Annotated in this window: 17 protein-coding genes and 1 riboswitch; of the genes, 7 read left to right on the top strand and 10 right to left on the bottom strand. The window is 70.8% G+C overall.

All coding sequences use genetic code 11. The features are described 5' to 3' along the window. Window positions 1-130: 130 nt before the first annotated feature. From groL to thrC, 4 genes are all read right to left on the bottom strand, one after another. A complete protein-coding gene (gene groL / locus ACIRQH_RS13770; protein ID WP_266760010.1) occupies window positions 131-1,756 on the bottom strand; it encodes a chaperonin GroEL in 1,626 nt (541 codons plus the stop codon). Window positions 1,757-2,138: 382 nt separating this feature from the next. Continuing rightward, window positions 2,139-2,342, bottom strand: a complete 204-nt coding sequence (locus tag ACIRQH_RS13765) for a cold-shock protein (RefSeq protein WP_005315736.1) — start codon at window positions 2,340-2,342, stop codon at window positions 2,139-2,141. A gap of 443 nt (window positions 2,343-2,785) precedes the next feature. Beyond that, window positions 2,786-3,061: a MoaD/ThiS family protein gene (locus tag ACIRQH_RS13760; RefSeq protein WP_355873669.1), complete on the bottom strand. Its 276-nt coding sequence runs from the start codon at window positions 3,059-3,061 to the stop codon at window positions 2,786-2,788. Continuing rightward, the gene (gene thrC, locus ACIRQH_RS13755; protein ID WP_404225864.1) at window positions 3,058-4,356 is read right to left on the bottom strand and encodes a threonine synthase; all 1,299 of its coding nucleotides are present in this window, start codon (window positions 4,354-4,356) and stop codon (window positions 3,058-3,060) included. The genes ACIRQH_RS13760 and thrC overlap by 4 nt, the downstream gene beginning before the upstream one ends. 17 nt (window positions 4,357-4,373) lie before the next feature. Next, window positions 4,374-4,530, bottom strand: a riboswitch (SAM riboswitch). Window positions 4,531-4,735: 205 nt separating this feature from the next. On the opposite strand from thrC, the gene ACIRQH_RS13750 reads away from it, so the two are divergent. Further along, complete coding sequence (locus ACIRQH_RS13750; protein ID WP_358819061.1) at window positions 4,736-5,680, top strand: glucosyl-3-phosphoglycerate synthase; 945 nt, start codon at window positions 4,736-4,738, stop codon at window positions 5,678-5,680. Between the two features lie 77 nt (window positions 5,681-5,757). Then, complete coding sequence (locus tag ACIRQH_RS13745) at window positions 5,758-7,209, top strand: trehalose-6-phosphate synthase (RefSeq protein ID WP_358819060.1); 1,452 nt, start codon at window positions 5,758-5,760, stop codon at window positions 7,207-7,209. A gap of 79 nt (window positions 7,210-7,288) precedes the next feature. Here the strand turns inward: ACIRQH_RS13745 and otsB are convergent, their stop codons facing one another. The 3 genes from otsB to ACIRQH_RS13730 form a co-directional block, all read right to left on the bottom strand. Beyond that, a complete protein-coding gene (gene otsB / locus ACIRQH_RS13740) occupies window positions 7,289-8,143 on the bottom strand; it encodes a trehalose-phosphatase (RefSeq protein ID WP_358819059.1) in 855 nt (284 codons plus the stop codon). Between the two features lie 89 nt (window positions 8,144-8,232). Next, complete coding sequence (locus ACIRQH_RS13735) at window positions 8,233-8,460, bottom strand: DUF3263 domain-containing protein (protein ID WP_355873656.1); 228 nt, start codon at window positions 8,458-8,460, stop codon at window positions 8,233-8,235. Window positions 8,461-8,603: 143 nt separating this feature from the next. Next, window positions 8,604-9,875: an ABC transporter substrate-binding protein gene (locus ACIRQH_RS13730; RefSeq protein WP_404225861.1), complete on the bottom strand. Its 1,272-nt coding sequence runs from the start codon at window positions 9,873-9,875 to the stop codon at window positions 8,604-8,606. Window positions 9,876-10,019: 144 nt separating this feature from the next. Here ACIRQH_RS13730 and ACIRQH_RS13725 point away from each other — a divergent pair, with 144 nt between their 5' ends. The 3 genes from ACIRQH_RS13725 to ACIRQH_RS13715 all read left to right on the top strand — a co-directional run bounded on the left by ACIRQH_RS13725 (window position 10,020) and on the right by ACIRQH_RS13715 (window position 13,242). Then, the gene (locus tag ACIRQH_RS13725; RefSeq protein ID WP_404225859.1) at window positions 10,020-11,015 is read left to right on the top strand and encodes an ROK family protein; all 996 of its coding nucleotides are present in this window, start codon (window positions 10,020-10,022) and stop codon (window positions 11,013-11,015) included. 7 nt (window positions 11,016-11,022) lie between these two features. Next, on the top strand, window positions 11,023-12,168 hold the full coding sequence (gene nagA, locus ACIRQH_RS13720) for an N-acetylglucosamine-6-phosphate deacetylase (protein ID WP_358819057.1): 1,146 nt from the start codon (window positions 11,023-11,025) through the stop codon (window positions 12,166-12,168). A 144-nt stretch (window positions 12,169-12,312) separates the two neighbouring features. Further along, window positions 12,313-13,242 carry a 1-phosphofructokinase family hexose kinase gene (locus ACIRQH_RS13715; RefSeq protein ID WP_404225857.1) on the top strand — a complete coding sequence of 310 codons (930 nt, stop codon included), beginning with the start codon at window positions 12,313-12,315 and terminating at the stop codon, window positions 13,240-13,242. Window positions 13,243-13,307: 65 nt separating this feature from the next. Here the strand turns inward: ACIRQH_RS13715 and ACIRQH_RS13710 are convergent, their stop codons facing one another. Then, window positions 13,308-14,288 carry a CBM35 domain-containing protein gene (locus ACIRQH_RS13710; protein ID WP_358819055.1) on the bottom strand — a complete coding sequence of 327 codons (981 nt, stop codon included), beginning with the start codon at window positions 14,286-14,288 and terminating at the stop codon, window positions 13,308-13,310. A 116-nt stretch (window positions 14,289-14,404) separates the two neighbouring features. Then, window positions 14,405-16,102 carry a diguanylate cyclase CdgB gene (gene cdgB, locus ACIRQH_RS13705; RefSeq protein WP_358819054.1) on the bottom strand — a complete coding sequence of 566 codons (1,698 nt, stop codon included), beginning with the start codon at window positions 16,100-16,102 and terminating at the stop codon, window positions 14,405-14,407. Between the two features lie 523 nt (window positions 16,103-16,625). Here cdgB and ACIRQH_RS13700 point away from each other — a divergent pair. Next, complete coding sequence (locus ACIRQH_RS13700) at window positions 16,626-17,135, top strand: flavin reductase family protein (RefSeq protein ID WP_388874871.1); 510 nt, start codon at window positions 16,626-16,628, stop codon at window positions 17,133-17,135. Window positions 17,136-17,175: 40 nt separating this feature from the next. Here ACIRQH_RS13700 and arfB read toward each other — a convergent pair whose 3' ends face one another. Then, window positions 17,176-17,604, bottom strand: a complete 429-nt coding sequence (gene arfB, locus ACIRQH_RS13695; RefSeq protein WP_358819053.1) for an alternative ribosome rescue aminoacyl-tRNA hydrolase ArfB — start codon at window positions 17,602-17,604, stop codon at window positions 17,176-17,178. A 192-nt stretch (window positions 17,605-17,796) separates the two neighbouring features. Between arfB and ACIRQH_RS13690 the strand changes: the two genes are divergently transcribed. After that, entirely contained in the window at window positions 17,797-18,372 is a 576-nt protein-coding gene (locus ACIRQH_RS13690) for a TerD family protein (RefSeq protein WP_358819052.1), read from the top strand. Window positions 18,373-18,374: the final 2 nt, after the last annotated feature.

Raw genomic sequence — 18,374 nt, 5'->3', positions numbered from 1 at the left:
GGGAGGGCGGCGACCGTTTCGCGTCCAGGGGGCCCTCGGTCCTGGACCTCGGAAACGCCCGAGGGCGGCACCCTCCCTCTCGGGAAGGTGCCGCCCTCGGAACGTCAGGACGGTTGATCGACCAGGTCGATCAGAAGTCCATGTCACCGCCCGGCATGCCGCCCGGAGCGCCGCCGGCAGCGGCCTTCTCCGGCTTGTCGGCGATGACGGCCTCGGTGGTCAGGAACAGCGCGGCGATGGAGGCGGCGTTCTGCAGGGCAGAGCGCGTGACCTTCGCCGGGTCGATGATGCCTTCGGCGATCATGTCGACGTACTCACCGGTCGCGGCGTTCAGGCCGTGGCCGACGGGAAGGTTGCGCACCTTCTCGACGATGACGCCACCCTCGAGACCACCGTTGACGGCGATCTGCTTGAGCGGGGCCTCCAGCGCGAGCTTCACGGCGTTGGCGCCGGTCGCCTCGTCACCGGTGAGCTCGAGCTTCTCGAAGACCGAGGAAGCCTGGAGCAGGGCCACGCCACCACCGGCGACGATGCCCTCCTCGACGGCCGCCTTCGCGTTGCGAACGGCGTCCTCGATGCGGTGCTTGCGCTCCTTGAGCTCGACCTCGGTGGCGGCACCGGCCTTGATGACGGCCACGCCGCCGGCCAGCTTCGCCAGACGCTCCTGGAGCTTCTCGCGGTCGTAGTCCGAGTCCGAGTTCTCGATCTCGGCGCGGATCTGGTTGACCCGGCCGGCGACCTGGTCGGCAGAGCCGGAGCCGTCGACGATCGTGGTCTCGTCCTTGGTGATGACGACCTTGCGGGCACGGCCCAGCAGGTCCAGACCCGCGTTCTCCAGCTTGAGGCCGACCTCCTCGGAGATGACCTCGCCGCCCGTGAGGATGGCGATGTCGCCGAGCATGGCCTTGCGGCGGTCACCGAAGCCCGGAGCCTTGACGGCGACGGACTTGAAGGTGCCACGGATCTTGTTGACGACCAGGGTCGACAGCGCCTCGCCCTCGACGTCCTCGGCGATGATCAGCAGCGGCTTGCCGCCCTGCATGACCTTCTCGAGGAGCGGGAGCAGGTCCTTGACGTTCGCGATCTTGGAGTTCGCGATCAGGATGTACGGGTCGTCGAGGACGGCCTCCATACGCTCCATGTCGGTGGCGAAGTACGCCGAGATGTAGCCCTTGTCGAAGCGCATACCCTCGGTGAGTTCCAGCTCCAGACCGAAGGTCTGGGACTCCTCGACGGTGATGACGCCTTCCTTGCCGACCTTGTCCATCGCCTCGGCGATGAGCTCGCCGATCTGCGTGTCGGCGGCGGAGATGGAGGCCGTGGAAGCGATCTGCTCCTTGGTCTCGACATCCTTGGCCTGCTCGAGCAGGGCACCGGAGACGGCCTCGACGGCCTTCTCGATACCGCGCTTGAGGGCCATCGGGTTGGCGCCGGCGGCGACGTTGCGCAGACCCTCGCGCACGAGCGCCTGGGCCAGCACGGTCGCCGTGGTCGTACCGTCGCCGGCGACGTCGTCCGTCTTCTTGGCGACTTCCTTGACCAGCTCGGCGCCGATCTTTTCGTACGGGTCCTCGAGCTCGATCTCCTTGGCGATGGAAACACCATCGTTGGTGATCGTGGGCGCGCCCCACTTCTTCTCGAGGACGACGTTACGGCCCTTGGGGCCGAGGGTGACCTTGACGGCGTCGGCGAGCTGGTTCATCCCGCGCTCGAGACCGCGCCGTGCCTCCTCGTCGAACGCGATGATCTTGGCCATGTGAAGTGGTCCTCCCGGACGGGGTGGATTGCTCCGGATCGCGCCCGCGCCCGCGACGGACGGCCTGCATGCCCTGTGGTTCCTTGCCCCACCGGCCTGCGGACCTCGCTGGCCCGATCCAAGTTCTGTCACTCTCACTGGGAGAGTGCTAACGCCAATGATTAGCACTCGACCCCGTCGAGTGCAAGGTGCGCTCGTGAGGCGAGCCCCTCCGAGGGGTGGCGGTCGGGCGCAAGCGCCTCTCGGGAAACGGGCCCCCGGGGGAAGCCCCCGCGCACGGCGCGCGCCCGCGCGCGCGTGGGGAAGACGCACGAGGGGCCCGCATCCCTGGTGGGATGCGGGCCCCTCGTGCGTGAGTGCGTCGGTGGTCGTTCGCGCCCGATCAGACGGCGAGTTTGACCATGTCCGCCTGCGGACCCTTCTGGCCCTGCGAGATCTCGAACTCCACTCGCTGACCCTCTTCAAGGGTGCGGTAGCCGTCCATCTGAATCGCGCTGTAGTGCACGAAGACGTCCGCACCACCGTCGACCGCGATGAAGCCGTACCCCTTCTCCGCGTTGAACCACTTGACGGTGCCCTGAGCCATGCCTAACTCCCCTATTACTGGCCCTTGCACAGATCCGCACTTCGCGGATCCGGGTCAGACCTCCACCCCCCAACGGGTTGGGGGTGTGCGCCGGAACGCGTCGACCGCGGCTGAATGTATCTGTCCAACTGCCGTCTGCAACAGGTCAATCGGACGAGAATTCTGGGCACGCCTGATCGCCGGTATAGGGAGAATTCGAGGAGATCCAGGGCAAGTCGGGCCCCGTATATGCCATAAACGGCTCAAAAAGGCCGGGCACTTTGGCTACTTCTTGTCGGCTGCCGGGAGAGGACTCATATGCGTCCGGCATGAAACCAACATCCAGAACGGGGCGACTTCCCCAACCCTACCCCGTTCAACCCTGCAGAATTGCCCCCTCCGCTTCTCTCACGGAGGGGGCAATTCGATGAACTCTTCGTGTTCGGCATTACCGAGGGTAACGATCAGCCTCCGGCGACGGCCGGAATGATCGAGACGCCCACCCCGTCCGGGGTCGCCGTCTCCAGTCCCTGCTCGAAGCGCACGTCGTCGTCGTTCACGTACACGTTGACGAAGCGGCGCAGCTTGCCCTGGTCGTCCAGGACGCGCGCGCTGATGCCCGTGTGGTTCTTCTCCAGGTCGCTGATGACCTCGGCGAGGGTCGTGCCCTCGGCCGTCACCTCGGCGGCACCCCCGGTGTAGGTGCGCAGGATGGTGGGGATGCGGACGTTGACGCTCATGATGCGAGGCCTGCCTCTCGGAAGGAGTCGAGGTTCGGGCGGATGGTCGCGGTCAGCCCGGTGTCCGAGGCCACCGCGTCCAGAGTCTTGAGGCCGTCGCCGGTGTTGAGGACGACGGTGGTCAGGGTCGGGTCGAGCAGACCGCTCTCGATCAGCTTGCGGGTGACGCCGACGGTCACCCCGCCGGCGGTCTCCGCGAAGATGCCCTCCGTGCGCGCGAGCAGCTTGATCGCGTCGACGATCTGCTCGTCGTTCACGTCCTCCACGGCACCACCGGTGCGCCGTGCGATGTCGAGCACGTAGGGCCCGTCGGCGGGGTTGCCGATGGCGAGCGACTTGGCGATGGTGTCCGGCTTCTGCGGCCGGACGACGTCGTGGCCGGCCTTGTAGGCGACGGAGACCGGCGAGCAGCCCTCGGCCTGGGCGCCGAAGATCTTGTAGGGCCGGTCCTCGACGAGCCCGAGCTTGATCAGCTCCTGGAGGCCCTTGTCGATCTTCGTGAGCTGGGAGCCGGAGGCGATCGGCACGACGAGCTGGTCCGGCAGCCGCCAGCCGAGCTGCTCGCAGATCTCGTACGCCAGCGTCTTGGAGCCCTCGGCGTAGTACGGGCGGAGGTTGACGTTGACGAAGCCCCAGCCCTCGCCGGCCGGGTCGCCGATCAGCTCGGAGCAGAAGCGGTTCACGTCGTCGTAGTTGCCCTGGATGCCGACCAGCTCGCCGCCGTAGACCGCGGCCATGACGACCTTGCCCTGCTCCAGGTCGTGCGGGATGAACACGCAGGAGCGGAAGCCGGCACGGGCCGCCGCCGCGCCGACGGCGCCGGCGAGGTTGCCCGTGGAGGAGCAGGAGAGGGTGGTGAAGCCGAAGACGCGGGCCGCTTCGATGGCCTGGGCGACGACGCGGTCCTTGAAGGAGTGCGTCGGGTTGCCGGAGTCGTCCTTGACGAAGAGCTTGCCGGCGTCGACGCCGAGCTCGCGGGCCAGGTTGTCGGCCTGCACGAGCTTGGTCCAGCCCGGGTTGATGTTCGGCTTGTCGGCCACGTCCGCGGGGACGGGCAGCAGCGGCGCGTAGCGCCAGATGTTCGCGGGTCCCGCTTCGATGCGCTTGCGGAGTTCTTCGGTTTCGTAGGCCGAGAAGTCGTACGCGATCTCCAGCGGGCCGAAACACTCCTCGCAGGCGAAGAGCGGGCCGAGAGGGACGCGATGTCCGCACTCCCGGCAGGAAAGCGCCGCGGCCGGGCCGAGATCGACCGCTTCTGCGGAGTTCGTGGTGCTTGCAACTGTCTGCGCAGCCATGGAGGCGAGGCCCTTTCTCCTCATCTTCCTCACGACGCACTTCGCCGTGAGACGGATTTGGCACCTTCCCTAGCCGGGAGCCTCGCGACGCGATCGACTTCGATCGGTACGAGACCGGCTGGAGGGTTGCCGGGGCTTCATCGGGCCGTATCCCTCTGCCCCTCTGGATGAGCGGTATTAAATTGTTGAACTGTTGAACACAGTTAGCGCCGATGATCCAGGACATGCGATGGTCATCCGCGTTGTTCAAGACTGTAACCGAAGGCCAGGACAGTTGAAGCAGTCGTCCGAACCGCGAGACGACGGCAAGCGATCAGCCGCTGGCCGCAGCGGGCACGCTGATGAGAGCGTGTGATCAGACAGTGAGGAGCCGCAGACCGTGCTGAATGACGTCGAACGCTGGCTGAGCACACGCTCCTGGTCCCTGACCGACCGCCCGCTCCACAGGATCATGGCCGCGAAACGCACCTCGGGGTCGACGGTCAGCGTCGTGCTGCCCGCGCTCAACGAGGAGGAGACGGTCGGCGAGATCGTCTCGATCATCCGCCACGACCTGATGCAGCAGGTGCCCCTCGTCGACGAGATCGTCGTCGTCGACTCGGGCTCCACGGACCGCACCTCCGCGGTCGCCGCCGCCGCGGGCGCGCGAGTCGTGCACCGCGACGACATCCTTCCCCGGCTGCCGGCCGTGCCCGGCAAGGGCGAGGTCCTGTGGCGGTCGCTGCTCGTGACGAGCGGGGACGTCGTCTGTTTCATCGACGCGGACCTCAAGGAGTTCTCGTCCGACTTCGTCTCCGGGATCGTGGGCCCCCTGCTCACCGACCCCGGCGTCGACCTGGTCAAGGCCATGTACGACCGCCCGCTGGGCGGCGCCGCCGGTCAGGGCGGCCGGGTCACCGAGCTGATGGCCCGCCCCCTGCTGAACATGCACTGGCCGCAGCTCGCGGGCTTCGTGCAGCCGCTCGGCGGGGAGTACGCCGCCCGGCGCTCCCTGCTCGAACAGCTGCCGTTCCCCGTCGGGTACGGCGTCGAGCTGGGCATGCTCGTCGACGCCCTGCACCTGGTGGGCCTGGACGCCCTCGCCCAGGTCGACGTCGGGGTGCGCAAACACCGCCACCAGGACGGCCAGGCCCTGGGCCGCATGGCCGCCGCGATCTACCGCACCGCCCAGTTGCGGCTGGCCCGCGGCCACCTGATCCGCCCCGCCCTCACCCAGTTCGAACGCACGCGGGACGGTTTCCAGCCGCGCACGTACTCGGTGGACACGGAGGAAAGGCCCCCCATGTCCGAAATCGCCGAGTACCAGCAGCGCAAGGCCGCTTGAGCGGACCCGTCGGCCGGCGATCGCATACGGCCGACGGGAACGTTTGAGCGTTTCGAGACGGGGCTAGGTTTCGAGGCATGGCTTCCACGCACGGTGCCCACGGCATCCTCGTCGCGTCCAACCGCGGCCCGATCACCTACCAGACCCAGGACGACGGCTCACTGCAGGCCAAGCGCGGCGGTGGCGGGCTCGTCTCCGGGCTCTCGGCGATCGGGCCGGACGCGGACGCCCTGTGGGTGTGCGCGGCCCTCGGTGACGGCGACCGGGAGGCCGTGCGGCGCGGGGTCGGCGAGGACGGCGTGCGGATGCTGGACATCGACGCCGAGGTGCACGCCGACGCGTACAACGGCATCGCCAACTCCGTGCTGTGGTTCGTCCACCACATGCTGTACCAGACCCCGCTGGAGCCGGTCTTCGACGCCGGGTTCCGGCGCCGGTGGGACGCCTACCGCGCCTACAACCAGGCCTTCGCCGAGGCGCTGGCCGAGGAGGCCGCCGAGGGCGCCTCGGTGCTGGTCCAGGACTACCACCTGTGCCTGGTGCCGGGGATGCTCCGCACGCTCCGCCCCGACCTGCGCATCGGCCACTTCTCCCACACGCCGTGGGCGCCCGTGGACTACTTCCGGATGCTGCCCGACGACATCCGCACGGAGCTGCTGGACGGCATGCTCGGCGCGGACCGGCTGGCGTTCCTGACCTGGCGCTGGGCGACGGCCTTCCTGGACTGCGCGGCGGAGATCGACCCCGGGCGCTACCGGGTGACGTCGGCCTCGGAGGCGTCCCGGGCGGTCGAGCACCTGGACGGCGCCGCGCCCGGCCGGACCCTCGTGGGCGTGCACGGCCTCGGCGCGGACGCCGAGTTCCTGCGCGCCCGCTCGCACGAGGACGACGTCGCGGAGCGGATGGCCGCGCTGCGCGAGGAGATCGGCGAGGGCCGCAGGACGATCGTCCGCGTCGACCGGACCGAGCTGTCGAAGAACATCGTGCGCGGGATGCTGGCCTACCGGCAGCTGCTCGACGACCACCCGGAGTGGCGCGAGCGGGTCGTGCACGTGGCGTTCGCCTACCCCTCGCGGCAGGACCTCGCGATCTACCGGGACTACACGGCCGAGGTGCAGCGCGTCGCCGACGAGATCAACTCCAGCTACGGGACGCCCGGTTGGACCCCGGTCGTGCTGCACGTCAAGGACGACTTCGCGCGCTCGCTCGCCGCGTACCGGCTGGCGGACGTCGCCCTGGTGAACCCCATCAGGGACGGCATGAACCTCGTCGCCAAGGAGGTCCCGGTGGTCTCGGACGAGGGCTGCGTCCTGGTCCTGTCCCGGGAGGCGGGAGCGTACGAGGAGCTGGGCGAGGACGCCGTCTCCGTGAACCCGTACGACATCATCGGCACCGCGCGGGCGCTGCACGAGGCGCTGACCATGCAGCCGGGCGAACGGGCCGAGCGGACCAAGCGGCTGGCCGCCGCGGCCACCGCGCTGCCGCCGGCCCAGTGGTTCCTGGACCAGCTGCACGCGCTGGAGGCCTGACCGGCCGCCGGCCGTCCAGTCCAACAAGGCCGTTGTCGCAGCCGGGTTGTCGTGGCCCGGCGGACAACGGCCCGCGCGCTCAGGCCAGTCGGTCGGCGAGTGCGGCGAGCAGCCGGACGACCCCGGCCGGGCCGTCGACCACCAGGTCGGCGCGCTCGGCGAGTTCACCGACCTCGGGGGTGCCGCTGCACACCAGGAGGCCGGGAACGCCGTCCGAGCGGAGCTTGTCGATGGCGGCGAACGCGGGCAGGTCGCCCAGGTCGTCACCGGCGTACAGGACGGCCTCGGCGCCGGTCTCCCGGATGTAGTCGAGGAGCGCGACGCCCTTGTCCATGCCCGGCGGGCGCAGCTCCAGGACCATCCGGCCGGGTTCGACGATCAGTCCGTGCCGGGTGGCGAGGTCGGCGAGCGGTTCGCGGAGCGCCTCGAAGGCGGCCTGCGGGTCCTCGGCGCGGCGCGTGTGCACGGCGAGCGCGCGGCCCTTCTCCTCGATCCAGGTGCCCTGCCAGGCGCCGATCTTGTCCAGGAAGCCCGGCAGTTCGGCGCGGACGGCGGCGACGCCGGGGTGCGGGGCCGGGGCGGTGACGTCGCCGCTGACGGCGTCCCAGCGTTCGGCGCCGTAGTGGCCGAGGACGACGAGGTGCTCCAGGCCGGGGACGCCCGCGAAGCCGCCGTGCCGGACGGCGACGCCGGGCGGACGGCCGGTGATCACGGCGACGGAGGCGACCTTCGGGGCCAGCGCCGCCAGGGCGGCGACCGCGTCGGGGTGCGCGCGGGCCCGGTCGGGGTCGGCCACGATGGGGGCGAGGGTCCCGTCGAAGTCGAGTGCGACGACCGTCCGGGTGGGGCGGGAGAGGATCGCTTCCAGACCGTCGCGCCCGGCAGGGGTCACCGGGGCCGGCAAGGGGTCCTTGGATTCGGGATGGCTGCCCATGGGGCGACCCTATCCGGGTACGGGCGGGCGCACCCCTCGCTCATGGCCGCGCGGGGGCGGCGCGGCCTGATCGCGCCGCGGCCGGCCGGTCAGCGCTCCGAGCGGCGGGCCTCCCGCACCCGGCGAAGCCGGTTCACCGTGACCGGGTCGTGCGCGAGGGCCCTCGGGTCGTCCAGCAGGGCGTTGAGCAGTTGGTAGTAGCGGACCGGGGCCAGGCCCAGCTGTTCCCGTATCGCGCGCTCCTTGGCGCCGGGGCCGGCGAAGCCACGGCGCTCCAGGGCGAGGATGCGCTGTTCCCGCGCCGGCAGCTCTTCCACGGACAGCACGGTATCCCCCGGCACCGACAGCGGCCCGATGAGGCCACCGGGGGCGAGCGGAGGCGCGGGGAGCGGCGCGAGCCCCCACCCGGGGGGGGCGGCCGGAGATCGACCCGGCGGTCCCCCGGTGGGGGGGTCGGGCGCTAGCTGCCGCTGCTGTCGGCCATGGTGGCGCTGGTCTGGAGCGAGCCGAGCACCTCGGCCGGGTCGCCGCCCGGGCTCACGGCCTTGGCGATGCCGCTCTTCACGTCGGCGCTGACACCGGCCCAGGAGGTCTTGTCGACCGGGTAGAGCCGGGAGGTGGGGAGCTGGGCGAGGAAGGGCTCCAGGTCCTTGTCCCTCTTGTCGACCTCCATGGCGTCGGACGCGGACGCGGTGACGGGCAGCAGGTCGTACTTGTGGGAGAAGGCCGTGACGTTCTTGTCCTGGTAGACGAAGTCGAGGAAGTCGCCGACCTGGTCGCCGTTGCCGTTCTTCTTGAAGGCCATCATCCAGTCGGCGACGCCCATGGTCGCCTTCGTCCTGCCGTCGACGCCGGGCATCGGCACCATGCCGAACTTCACGCCCTTGCTCGCGGCCTGCTTCATCAGGGTGGGGTGTCCGACGAGCATGCCGACGTCACCGCGGGTGAACGCGGAGAAGGCGGCCGCACGGTTCAGCTTGGCAGGTGCGACGGGTCCGGTGAGGCCCTTGGTGACCAGTTCGTCCTTGATCCAGGTGAACGTGTGGACGTTCTGCGCGGAATCTATGGAGTACGTGCCGACGTCGTCCGCGTAGCCGGTGCCGCCGCCGCTCAGCAGCCACTGCATCGCCTCCGCCTGGGCCTCCTCGGGACCGAGCGGCAGCGCGTAGGGGAACTTCACACCCTTCGCCTTGAGCGCCCTGGCGTCGGCCGCGAGCTCGCTCCAGGTCGTGGGCGGGGTGATGCCGGCCTCGGAGAACAGCGTCTTGTTGAAGAAGAGCAGCCGCGTGGACGAGGCGAACGGCAGCCCGTACTGCGTCTGGTCGATCTGTCCGGCGTCGGCGAGCTGGGAGACGAAGTTGGCCTGCACGGGTATGGAGAGCAGGTCGTCGGCCTTGTAGAGCTGGCCTTTCGCCGCGTAGTCGGCGTACGCGCCGATCTGCGCCATGTCGGGGGCGTGGCCCGCCGCGACCATCTCCTTGACCTTGCGGTCGACGTCGGTCCAGGGGTAGACGCTGACCTCGACCCTGGTTCCCGGATGGGCGGACTCGTAGGCCTTGACGACGCCGTCCCAGTACGTCCGCGAGCTGCTGGCCTTCGTGTCGCCGTAGTCCGCGGCCACGAGTCTGAGTGTCACGTCCGAGGGATCCTCCGAGCCGCCGCAACCCGCGAGGGTCGCCGTCATGCCCAGGGCCGAGACCGCCGCCATCGTTCCCGTGATACGCCGCTGCACCGCTTGCTCTCCCCAACCCCTGAGCCGTATCGGCTGCTTCATTTGCTTCTGCGTCCGTTGCATCCGTCTCGGAATGCGGATCCAAGGTCTACACCACGTGAGTGGACTAGACCTCTCCTGGGGTAAGGGGCGACACTGTCCCCCGTGAGACATGTCATCGCCCTCGATGTGGGCGGCACCGGGATGAAGGCGGCCCTCGTCGGGGCCGACCCCGAACCCGCCGCCGGCCGCCCCGGCGCGCCGCCGCCGCAGGCCCCCGAGCACCCCGTGCTGCTGCACCAGGCCCGCCGGGCCACCGGCCGCGAGCGCGGGCCCGAGGCCGTCGTCGACGACATCCTCGACTTCGCCGCCGAACTGCGCGCCCACGGCGAGAAGCACTTCGGGCAGAGCGCCCTGGCCGCCGGCGTCGCCGTGCCCGGCATCGTCGACGCCGAACACGGCATCGCCGTCTACGCCGCCAACCTCGGCTGGCGGGACGTCCCGCTGCGCCGGCTGCTCGGCGAACGGCTCGGCGGTGTGCCCGTCGCCCTCGGGCACGACGTCCGCACCGGAGGTCTCGCCGAGGGCCGGATCGGCGCCGGGCGGGGAGCGGACCGTTTCCTGTTCGTGCCGCTGGGCACCGGCATAGCGGGCGCCATCGGCATCAACGGCAGCGTCGAGGAGGGCGCGCACGGCTTCGCCGGGGAGATCGGCCACATCGTCGTACGGCCCGGCGGCACCGCGTGCCCCTGCGGGCAGTACGGCTGTCTGGAACGGTTCGCCTCGGCGGCGGCCGTCAGCCAGGCCTGGGCCGAGGTGTCCGGCGACCCGGACGCGGACGCCGCGGACTGCGCCAAGGCCGTCGAGTCGGGCGACCCGCGGGCGCGGGCCGTGTGGCAGGACGCCGTCGACGCGCTCGCCGACGGGCTGGTCACCGCGCTCACCCTCCTGGACCCGCGCACGCTGATCATCGGTGGCGGGCTCGCGGAGGCCGGGGAAACCTTGTTCACACCGCTGCGGGCAGCGGTCGAACGCCGCGTCACCTTCCAGAAGCTGCCGTCCATCGTCCCCGCCGCCCTCGGGGACACCGCCGGATGCCTCGGTGCCGGGCTCCTCGCCCGGGACCTCCTGAACACCACGTCAACGACTCCCCGGAGGTAACCACCTGATGGCTCCTAGCAAGGTTCTCGCCGGTGCCCGGGTGGTCCTGCCCACCGGGACCGTGCCCGAAGGCCGCGTCATCGTCGACGGTGCGCGCATCAGCGGGAGCGCTCCCGCGGACGCGGACGTCCTCGACCTGTCCGGCCACTGGCTGGTCCCCGGCTTCGTCGACATCCACAACCACGGCGGTGGCGGCGCGTCCTTCACCTCGGGCACGGTCGAGGACGTCCTGAAGGGCATCCACACCCACCGTCTGCACGGCACCACCACCGTCGTCGCGTCGACCGTGACCGGAGACATGGACGGCCTCGCCCAGCGCGCCGGACTGCTCTCCGAGCTGGCCGAGCAGGGCGACCTCGCGGGCATCCACTTCGAGGGGCCGTTCATCTCGCCGTGCCGCAAGGGCGCGCACTCCGAGGAACTGCTGCGCGACCCCGACCCCGCCGACGTCCGCAAGCTGATCGACGCGGCCCGCGGCCACGCCAGGATGGTCACGCTCGCCACCGAACTGCCGGGCGGTCTCGACTCCGTGCGGCTGCTCGCCGAGCACGGCGTGATCGCGGCGATCGGCCACACCGACGCGACGTACGAGCAGACGCAGGCGGCCATCGACGCGGGCGCGACCGTGGCGACCCACCTGTTCAACGCGATGCCGCCGCTCGGACACCGCGAGCCCGGCCCGATCGCCGCCCTCCTGGAGGACGAGCGGGTCACCGTCGAGCTGATCAACGACGGCACGCATCTGCACCCCGCCTCGCTGGAGCTGGCGTTCCATCACGCGGGCCCCGGCCGGGTCGCGTTCATCACCGACGCGATGGACGCGGCGGGCTTCGGCGACGGCCGCTACATGCTCGGCCCGCTGGAGGTCGACGTCACGGACGGCGTCGCCCGCCTCGTGGAGGGCGGATCGATCGCGGGCTCCACGCTCACCCTCGACCGCGCCTTCCAGCGCGCGGTCACCGTCGACCGGCTGCCGGTCGACGACGTCGTGGCGGCCATCTCGGCCAACCCGGCCCGCCTGCTGGGCCTGTACGACCGCAAGGGGTCCCTGGAGCCCGGCAAGGACGCGGACCTCGTGGTTCTCGACGCGGACTTCGCGCTGAAGGGCGTGATGCGCGCGGGCGAGTGGGTGGTCGATCCCCAACTGGGGTGATTAGCCCCTTTGTTGCGGCACGGCGGTCGGCCCGGGGACTGGGCCGACCGCCGTTGTCTTTGGCATGATCGTGCCTCCGGAACCACCGGCGGGCGTCCAGTCGGCGCGCCCACGTCACGCAACCCTCGGGGGAGGTCGTCGCAGGTGATCCTCACGGTCACGCTGAACACCGCTCTCGACATCACCTACCGCGTACGGTCCCTGCGCCCACACGCCTCGCACCGGGTGAGCGAGGTGACCGAACGCCCGGGCGGCAAGGGCCTGAACGTCGGCCGCGTGCTCGCCGCGCTCGGCCACGAGGTGACGGTCACCGGGTTCACGGGTGGCGCGACCGGCCGCACGGTGCGCGAACGGCTCGCCGGAACGCCGCGGATCGAGGACGCGCTCGTCCCGGTCGCCCAACCGACGCGCCGCACGATAGCCGTGGTCGACACGACGACCGGTGACACGACTCAGCTCAACGAACCGGGACCGGAGATCACCCCAGCCGAGTGGGCGGCCCTCCAGGAGACGTACGAGCGGCTGCTGCGCTCCGCCTCCGCGGTGGCCCTGTGCGGCAGCCTGCCGCCCGGAGTCCCGGTCGGCGCCTACGCCCAACTCGTCCGCGCCGCACGCGCCCTGGCCGTCCCGGTGCTCCTCGACACGAGCGGCGAACCGCTGCGCCGGGGGGTCGCCGCGCGGCCCGACATCGTCAAGCCGAACGCCGACGAACTCGCCGAACTCACCGGCTCCCACGAGCCGTTGCAGGCCACCCGTAACGCCCGTCGGCGCGGCGCACACGCGGTGGTCGCCTCCCTCGGCCCGGAGGGGCTGCTGGCCCACACACCGGACGGCCACTGGCGCGCCAGGCCGCCCGTGCGCGCCCACGGCAACCCGACCGGCGCGGGCGACTCGGCGGTCGCGGGCCTGCTGTCGGGTCTGGTCGAGAACCTGCCCTGGCCTGACCGGCTGGCCCGCGCGGTCGCCCTGTCGACGGCGACGGTCGCGGCGCCGGTGGCGGGCGAGTTCGACCGCCCGCTGTACGAGAGCCTGCTCGACAAGGTCACGGTGACGACGGAGGCCGCGGCGGCGTAGCCGCGCGGCCTCTCCTGCGGCCCTCGGGGCCGGCGTTCACGGCCCGGGGCGCCCCGGGCCGGAACCTACTCCTTGACCTGGCCCTTCTTCAGCGAGAGCTGGTCGAGCAGCACGTTGCAGCTGTCGCCGTCCCCGCAGGAGACGGTGATCGTGTTGGTGCCCTTGTTGAGGCTCGGGTAGGCGTAGGTCGTCGTCCAGCCCTTGGCGAAGTCGCCGTCGGCGGCATTGGCGAAGTTCTTCATGCTCAGCTTGGAGCCGAAGGCCTTGCCGTTGACGGTGAGCGTCATCGACTGGTCGGCGCCGGGCACGCTGTAGCGCGCGAAGAGGGTGTAGACGCCGTCGCTGGGGACGTCGTCGACCGTCCAGGTGACCGAGGAGCCCGGGTTGTTCAGGCCGGCCACGTAGACCCCGCCGTCGGACTGGGCACCCTTGACGTCGGACGCGGTGCTCGCACCGGTGCCGAGGTTCAGCGCCTTCGCGTCGATCTCCTTCGGCTCCATGGCGTTGCCCGGTGCCTTGGACGCCGACCGGCTCGGGGAGGCGCTCTGCGAGGCCGTGGGCGTCGAGCCCGCGGCGTCGTCCTTCTTGTCGTCGTCGCCGCCGCTGCCGATCATGGCGACGCCGATGCCGATCACGACGGCGGCGACCACCGCGATCGCTCCGATGAGGAGGCCCTTGGTGTTCGGGCCGCCCCCGCGCCCGCCGCCGTCACCGTGACCGGGCATGGGCGAGCGCGTCGTGACGGGCCCGCCCGGAACGGTCTCGGGGGCCGCGTAGTGCGCGTTCGGCTGGTTGTAGCCCTGCTGCTGCGGCACCTGGCCGTACGGGGCGGTGGGGGCGTTCTGCTGGCCGTAGCCGCCCGGGGCGGTCTGCTGCTGGCCGTACTGGCGCTCGCCGACGGCCCGCACCCGGTTGACCGAGCCGGGGTAGCCGTAGCCACCGCCTCCGGACGGCGGCAGGGCTCCGTTGGCCTGACCGTCGGCGTACAGATAGCCGAACGGGTCGTCGTCCTCGGGCGTGCTCGCGCCGTTGTTGCCGGGCGTCATCCCTTGGTCTCCTCAGCGGGTGCGGTTCAGATGCGGTACGTGAATGAATGGCGAGCCTACCCGCTCCCACTGGGCCAAACGGGGGGCCTTCACCACACCGACAGACTGACCTGGGGTTATCCCGCGCGCCTGTGTTGTTTCGGACGTGATCGTTTCTCGACGTACATCCGCTCGTCAGCGGATTTCAACACCTCGTCCGCCGTCATGCCGCAGTGTGCCCACCCGATGCCGAAGCTGGCGCCGACCCGCACGGCCCGTCCGTCGACCCTGATGGGCGGGATGATCGCGTTCCGCAGCCGGACGGCGAGGTCCTGGGCGTCCGCCCGGCCGAGGCCGTCGGCGAGCACCACGAACTCGTCGCCGCCGAGCCGGGCCACCGTGTCGCCGTCGCGGACGCCGTGGGTCAGCCTGCGGGCGACCTCGATGAGCACCTCGTCGCCCGCGTTGTGGCCGAACCGGTCGTTGATCGACTTGAAGCCGTCGAGGTCGCAGAAGAGCACCGCGAGGCCCTTGGTGCCGTCGTCCGTCTCGCCCTCGGGGGCGATGGTGTGCACGTGGTGGTCGAAGGCGTCGAAGGCCTCGGAGGCGGACCGGAAGTCGAAACCGTGCCCGTTCCCGTCGAAGGCGGGGTGTCCGTCGTGGGCGGCGCCCGGCAGCTCCGCGAAGTCCCCGTGCCCGTAGGCCGCGTCCAGCGAGGCGACCGCGCCGGGCGGCAGGGACTGCGGGCGGGCGCAGAGGCGCGAGCTGAGCCGGGAGCGCAGTTCGGCGGAGTTGGGCAGGCCGGTCAGCGCGTCGTGCGAGGCGCGGTGCGCGAGCTGGAGCTCCCGGCGCTTGCGCTCCTCTATGTCCTCGACGTGGGTGAGCAGGAAGCGCGGGCCGTCGGCGGCGTCCGCGACGACGGAGTTGCGCAGGTGGACCCAGACGTAGGTGCCGTCGCGGCGCCCGAGCCGCAGCTCGGCCCGGCCGCCCTCGGCGGAGGTGCGCAGCAGGGTGCCGATGTCCTCGGGGTGCACGAGATCGGAGAAGGAGTAGCGGCGCATCGCGGAGGCGGGCCGCCCGAGCAGCCGGCACAGGGCGTCGTTGGTGCGCAGGATGCGGCCGTGCTGGTCGCCGCCCATCTCGGCGATCGCCATGCCTGAGGGCGCGTACTCGAAGGCCTGCCGGAAGGACTCCTCGCTGGCGCGCAGGGCCTGCTGCTCGCGCTCCAGGCGGACCAGGGCGCGCTGCATGTTGGCGCGCAGCCGGGCGTTGCTGATCGCGATGGCGGCCTGGAAGGCGTACATCTGGAGCGCCTCGCGGCCCCAGGCGCCCGGCCGCCGGCCGTTGCGCGGCCGGTCCACGGACAGGACGCCGATCAGCTCGCCGTGGCCGCCGGAGGCGCTCGGGGTGTACATCGGCGCGAAGAGGCGGTCGGAGGGGTGCCACTCGTCCTCGAAGCGGGGCGCGGGACCGTCCGTGTACCACTGCGGTACGTCGTCCTCGTCGAGGACCCAGCCCTCGGTGTGCGGTATGAACCGCAGGTCGCCCCAGCCCTCGCCCATGGTGAGCCGGCGCTCCCAGGAGGTGCGGGAGCCGACGCGGCCGGTGATGAGGGCCTCGGCCGCGGAGTTGCCCGCCAGGGCGGCGACGACGAGGTCGCCGTCGGGGCGTACGAGGTTGACGCAGGCCAGCTCGTAGCCGAGCCCGGTGACCACGCCGTCGGCGACGGTCTGCAGCGTGTCGGCCAGGCTGCGGGCGGTGTTCATGTCCGCCATCACCTGGTGCAGCTGCCGCAGGGTCGCAAGACGGACGTAGGGCTCCGACTCGGTCTCCATTCGCCCTCCCCTCGAGACCTCGCAGCAACTCCAGGGTTCTCTCGGCGTACCCAGGTGCTCTTCGGTGCTCTGCTGACTACGGCCTTGGCGACCGGGCGGTGCCCGCCGTGAAAACCCTCACGGCGTACTGCTTGGTAGCTTCCTGCATGGCGTCTCCGCCACTGAATCACAGCGCGCTCTCCACTCGGTACACAGGGTCAACAAAATATGGCTCCTGTGACTCAAGTCACAGCGGAAGATGAGCAATTGAGTGGAGTTTCTGCATTTCAGTGCCCGTTTATCGACCGCATTGTCGGTCTGCTGTGCAGACCCTGTGCACGCTTGTGCCCACTGGATGAACAGGCCTGAGCGTACGGCTTCCGGGCCCCGTCTCCGTCCGCGTGCCCCCTCCCCTCCGTCCCCGGACCTAGGTCCGGGTTCGGGCCGAGGTCCGATGCGCGGTCCCGGGTGCGGAGACTAGCGTTTCGACGTGCTCACGACTCCCCCTGCCGCTCCGCCCACCCCGCCCGTGCATGCTGAGGGGGTGAGCAACGACGAGTTCCGCGCCGCCATGTCCCGGCTGGCCGCGGGTGTGGTCCTGGTGACCGCGTACGAGCCCGCGCTGGCCGACGACGGGCCGCGCGGCGAGGACGTCGGCATGACCGCGACGGCCTTCATGTCCGTGTCCCTGGACCCGCCGCTCGTCATGGTCAGCCTGCGCGAGGGCTCCCGGATGGACGACCTGCTCGACGAACAGCCCCTGTGGGGGGTGTCCGTCCTCTCGGAGAGCCAGCGTCACATCGCGGGCCGCTTCGCGATGAAGGGCCGTATCAGCGACCGGCTCCTGTTCGAGGACATCCCGTACGTGCGCGGCGAGGCGGCCGGGGCTCTCCTGGTGGGCGGCTCACTGGCGACCCTGGAGTGCCGGACCGAGCAGCGGGTGTCCGCGGGCGATCACGTCCTCGTCATCGGCCGCGTCCTGACCGCCCGGGTGCCGAGCGCGGACGGCGGCCCGCTGACCTACTTCAAGGGCCGCTACCGGCATCTGGGCTGACCGCCCGGCGGGCTCCCGCGGGAGCCCGCGCGGCGCGGGGCTACCCCCAGTCGCGGCCGGTGCGCCCGCGCTTGGTGTCGGAGCGCTGCTTCTTCTCGCGCAGCCGCCGTTCGTTGATGCCCCGCGGGATGCGGGTGGCGCGGCGCTGCTTGGGCGGCGGGGCGGTGGCCTCGGCGAGCAGCGAGGCGAGGCGCACGGCGGCGGTCTCGCGGTTGCGCCACTGGGAGCGGTGCTCGGAGGACCGGACGCTGACGACCCCGTCGACGAGGCGCCCCTCCAGCCTGGCGAGCGCGCGGTCCTTCCACACGGGCGGCAGGGCCTCGGTGTTCGCGAGGTCGAAGCGCAGTTCGACCTGCGTGTCGCTGGTGTTGACGTGCTGCCCGCCCGGGCCGCCGGAGCGCGAGAAACGCCACATGAGCTCGGCCTCGGGCAGGGAGACGGAGCCGCGGATGACATAGGGACCGGACATGGGTCCATGGTCCCGTGCCCGGACGGTCCGCGTCACCCCGTTTTCAGCGGCCGTTCGAGTGCCCCGGGACACTTTGGCAAAGAAAGTAAAGACAGGCGGAACCTATGGGACCCCCCTTGGCGTTCATAGAGGTGACGGTAGCTTCGTCCTCAGTACGAAGCCCGTACGCAACGAGGGAAGGGACTCCCAACAATGGCTGTAAGCCTGTCCAAGGGTGGCAACGTCTCGCTCACCAAGGAGGCTCCGGGCCTGACCGCCGTCACCGTGGGCCTCGGCTGGGATGTCCGCACCACCACGGGCACCGACTTCGACCTCGACGCCTCGGCCATCGCGGTCAACCCCGAGGGCAAGGTCTACTCGGAGGCCCACTTCATCTTCTTCAACAACAAGGCGACTCCGGACCAGACCATCGTCCACACCGGTGACAACCGGACGGGCGAGGGCGCGGGCGACGACGAGGCGATCAACGTCAACCTGGCGGGCCTGCCCGCCGACGTCGAGAAGATCGTCTTCCCGGTCTCCATCTACGACGCGGAGACCCGCTCGCAGAACTTCGGCCAGGTCCGCAACGCGTACATCCGCATCCTGAACCAGGCCGGCGGAGCCGAGATCGCCCGCTACGACCTCTCCGAGGACGCGGCGACCGAGACCGCGATGGTCTTCGGCGAGCTCTACCGCAGCGGCGCGGAGTGGAAGTTCCGCGCGGTCGGCCAGGGCTACGCCTCGGGCCTCGTCGGCATCGCGCAGGACTTCGGCGTCAACGTCTGATC

The organism is Streptomyces sp. NPDC102279 (assembly GCF_044766365.1).
GTDB lineage: Bacteria > Actinomycetota > Actinomycetes > Streptomycetales > Streptomycetaceae > Streptomyces.
Note: the sequence above shows the minus strand (reverse complement) of the source record. Positions and strands in the feature narration are given on the sequence as shown.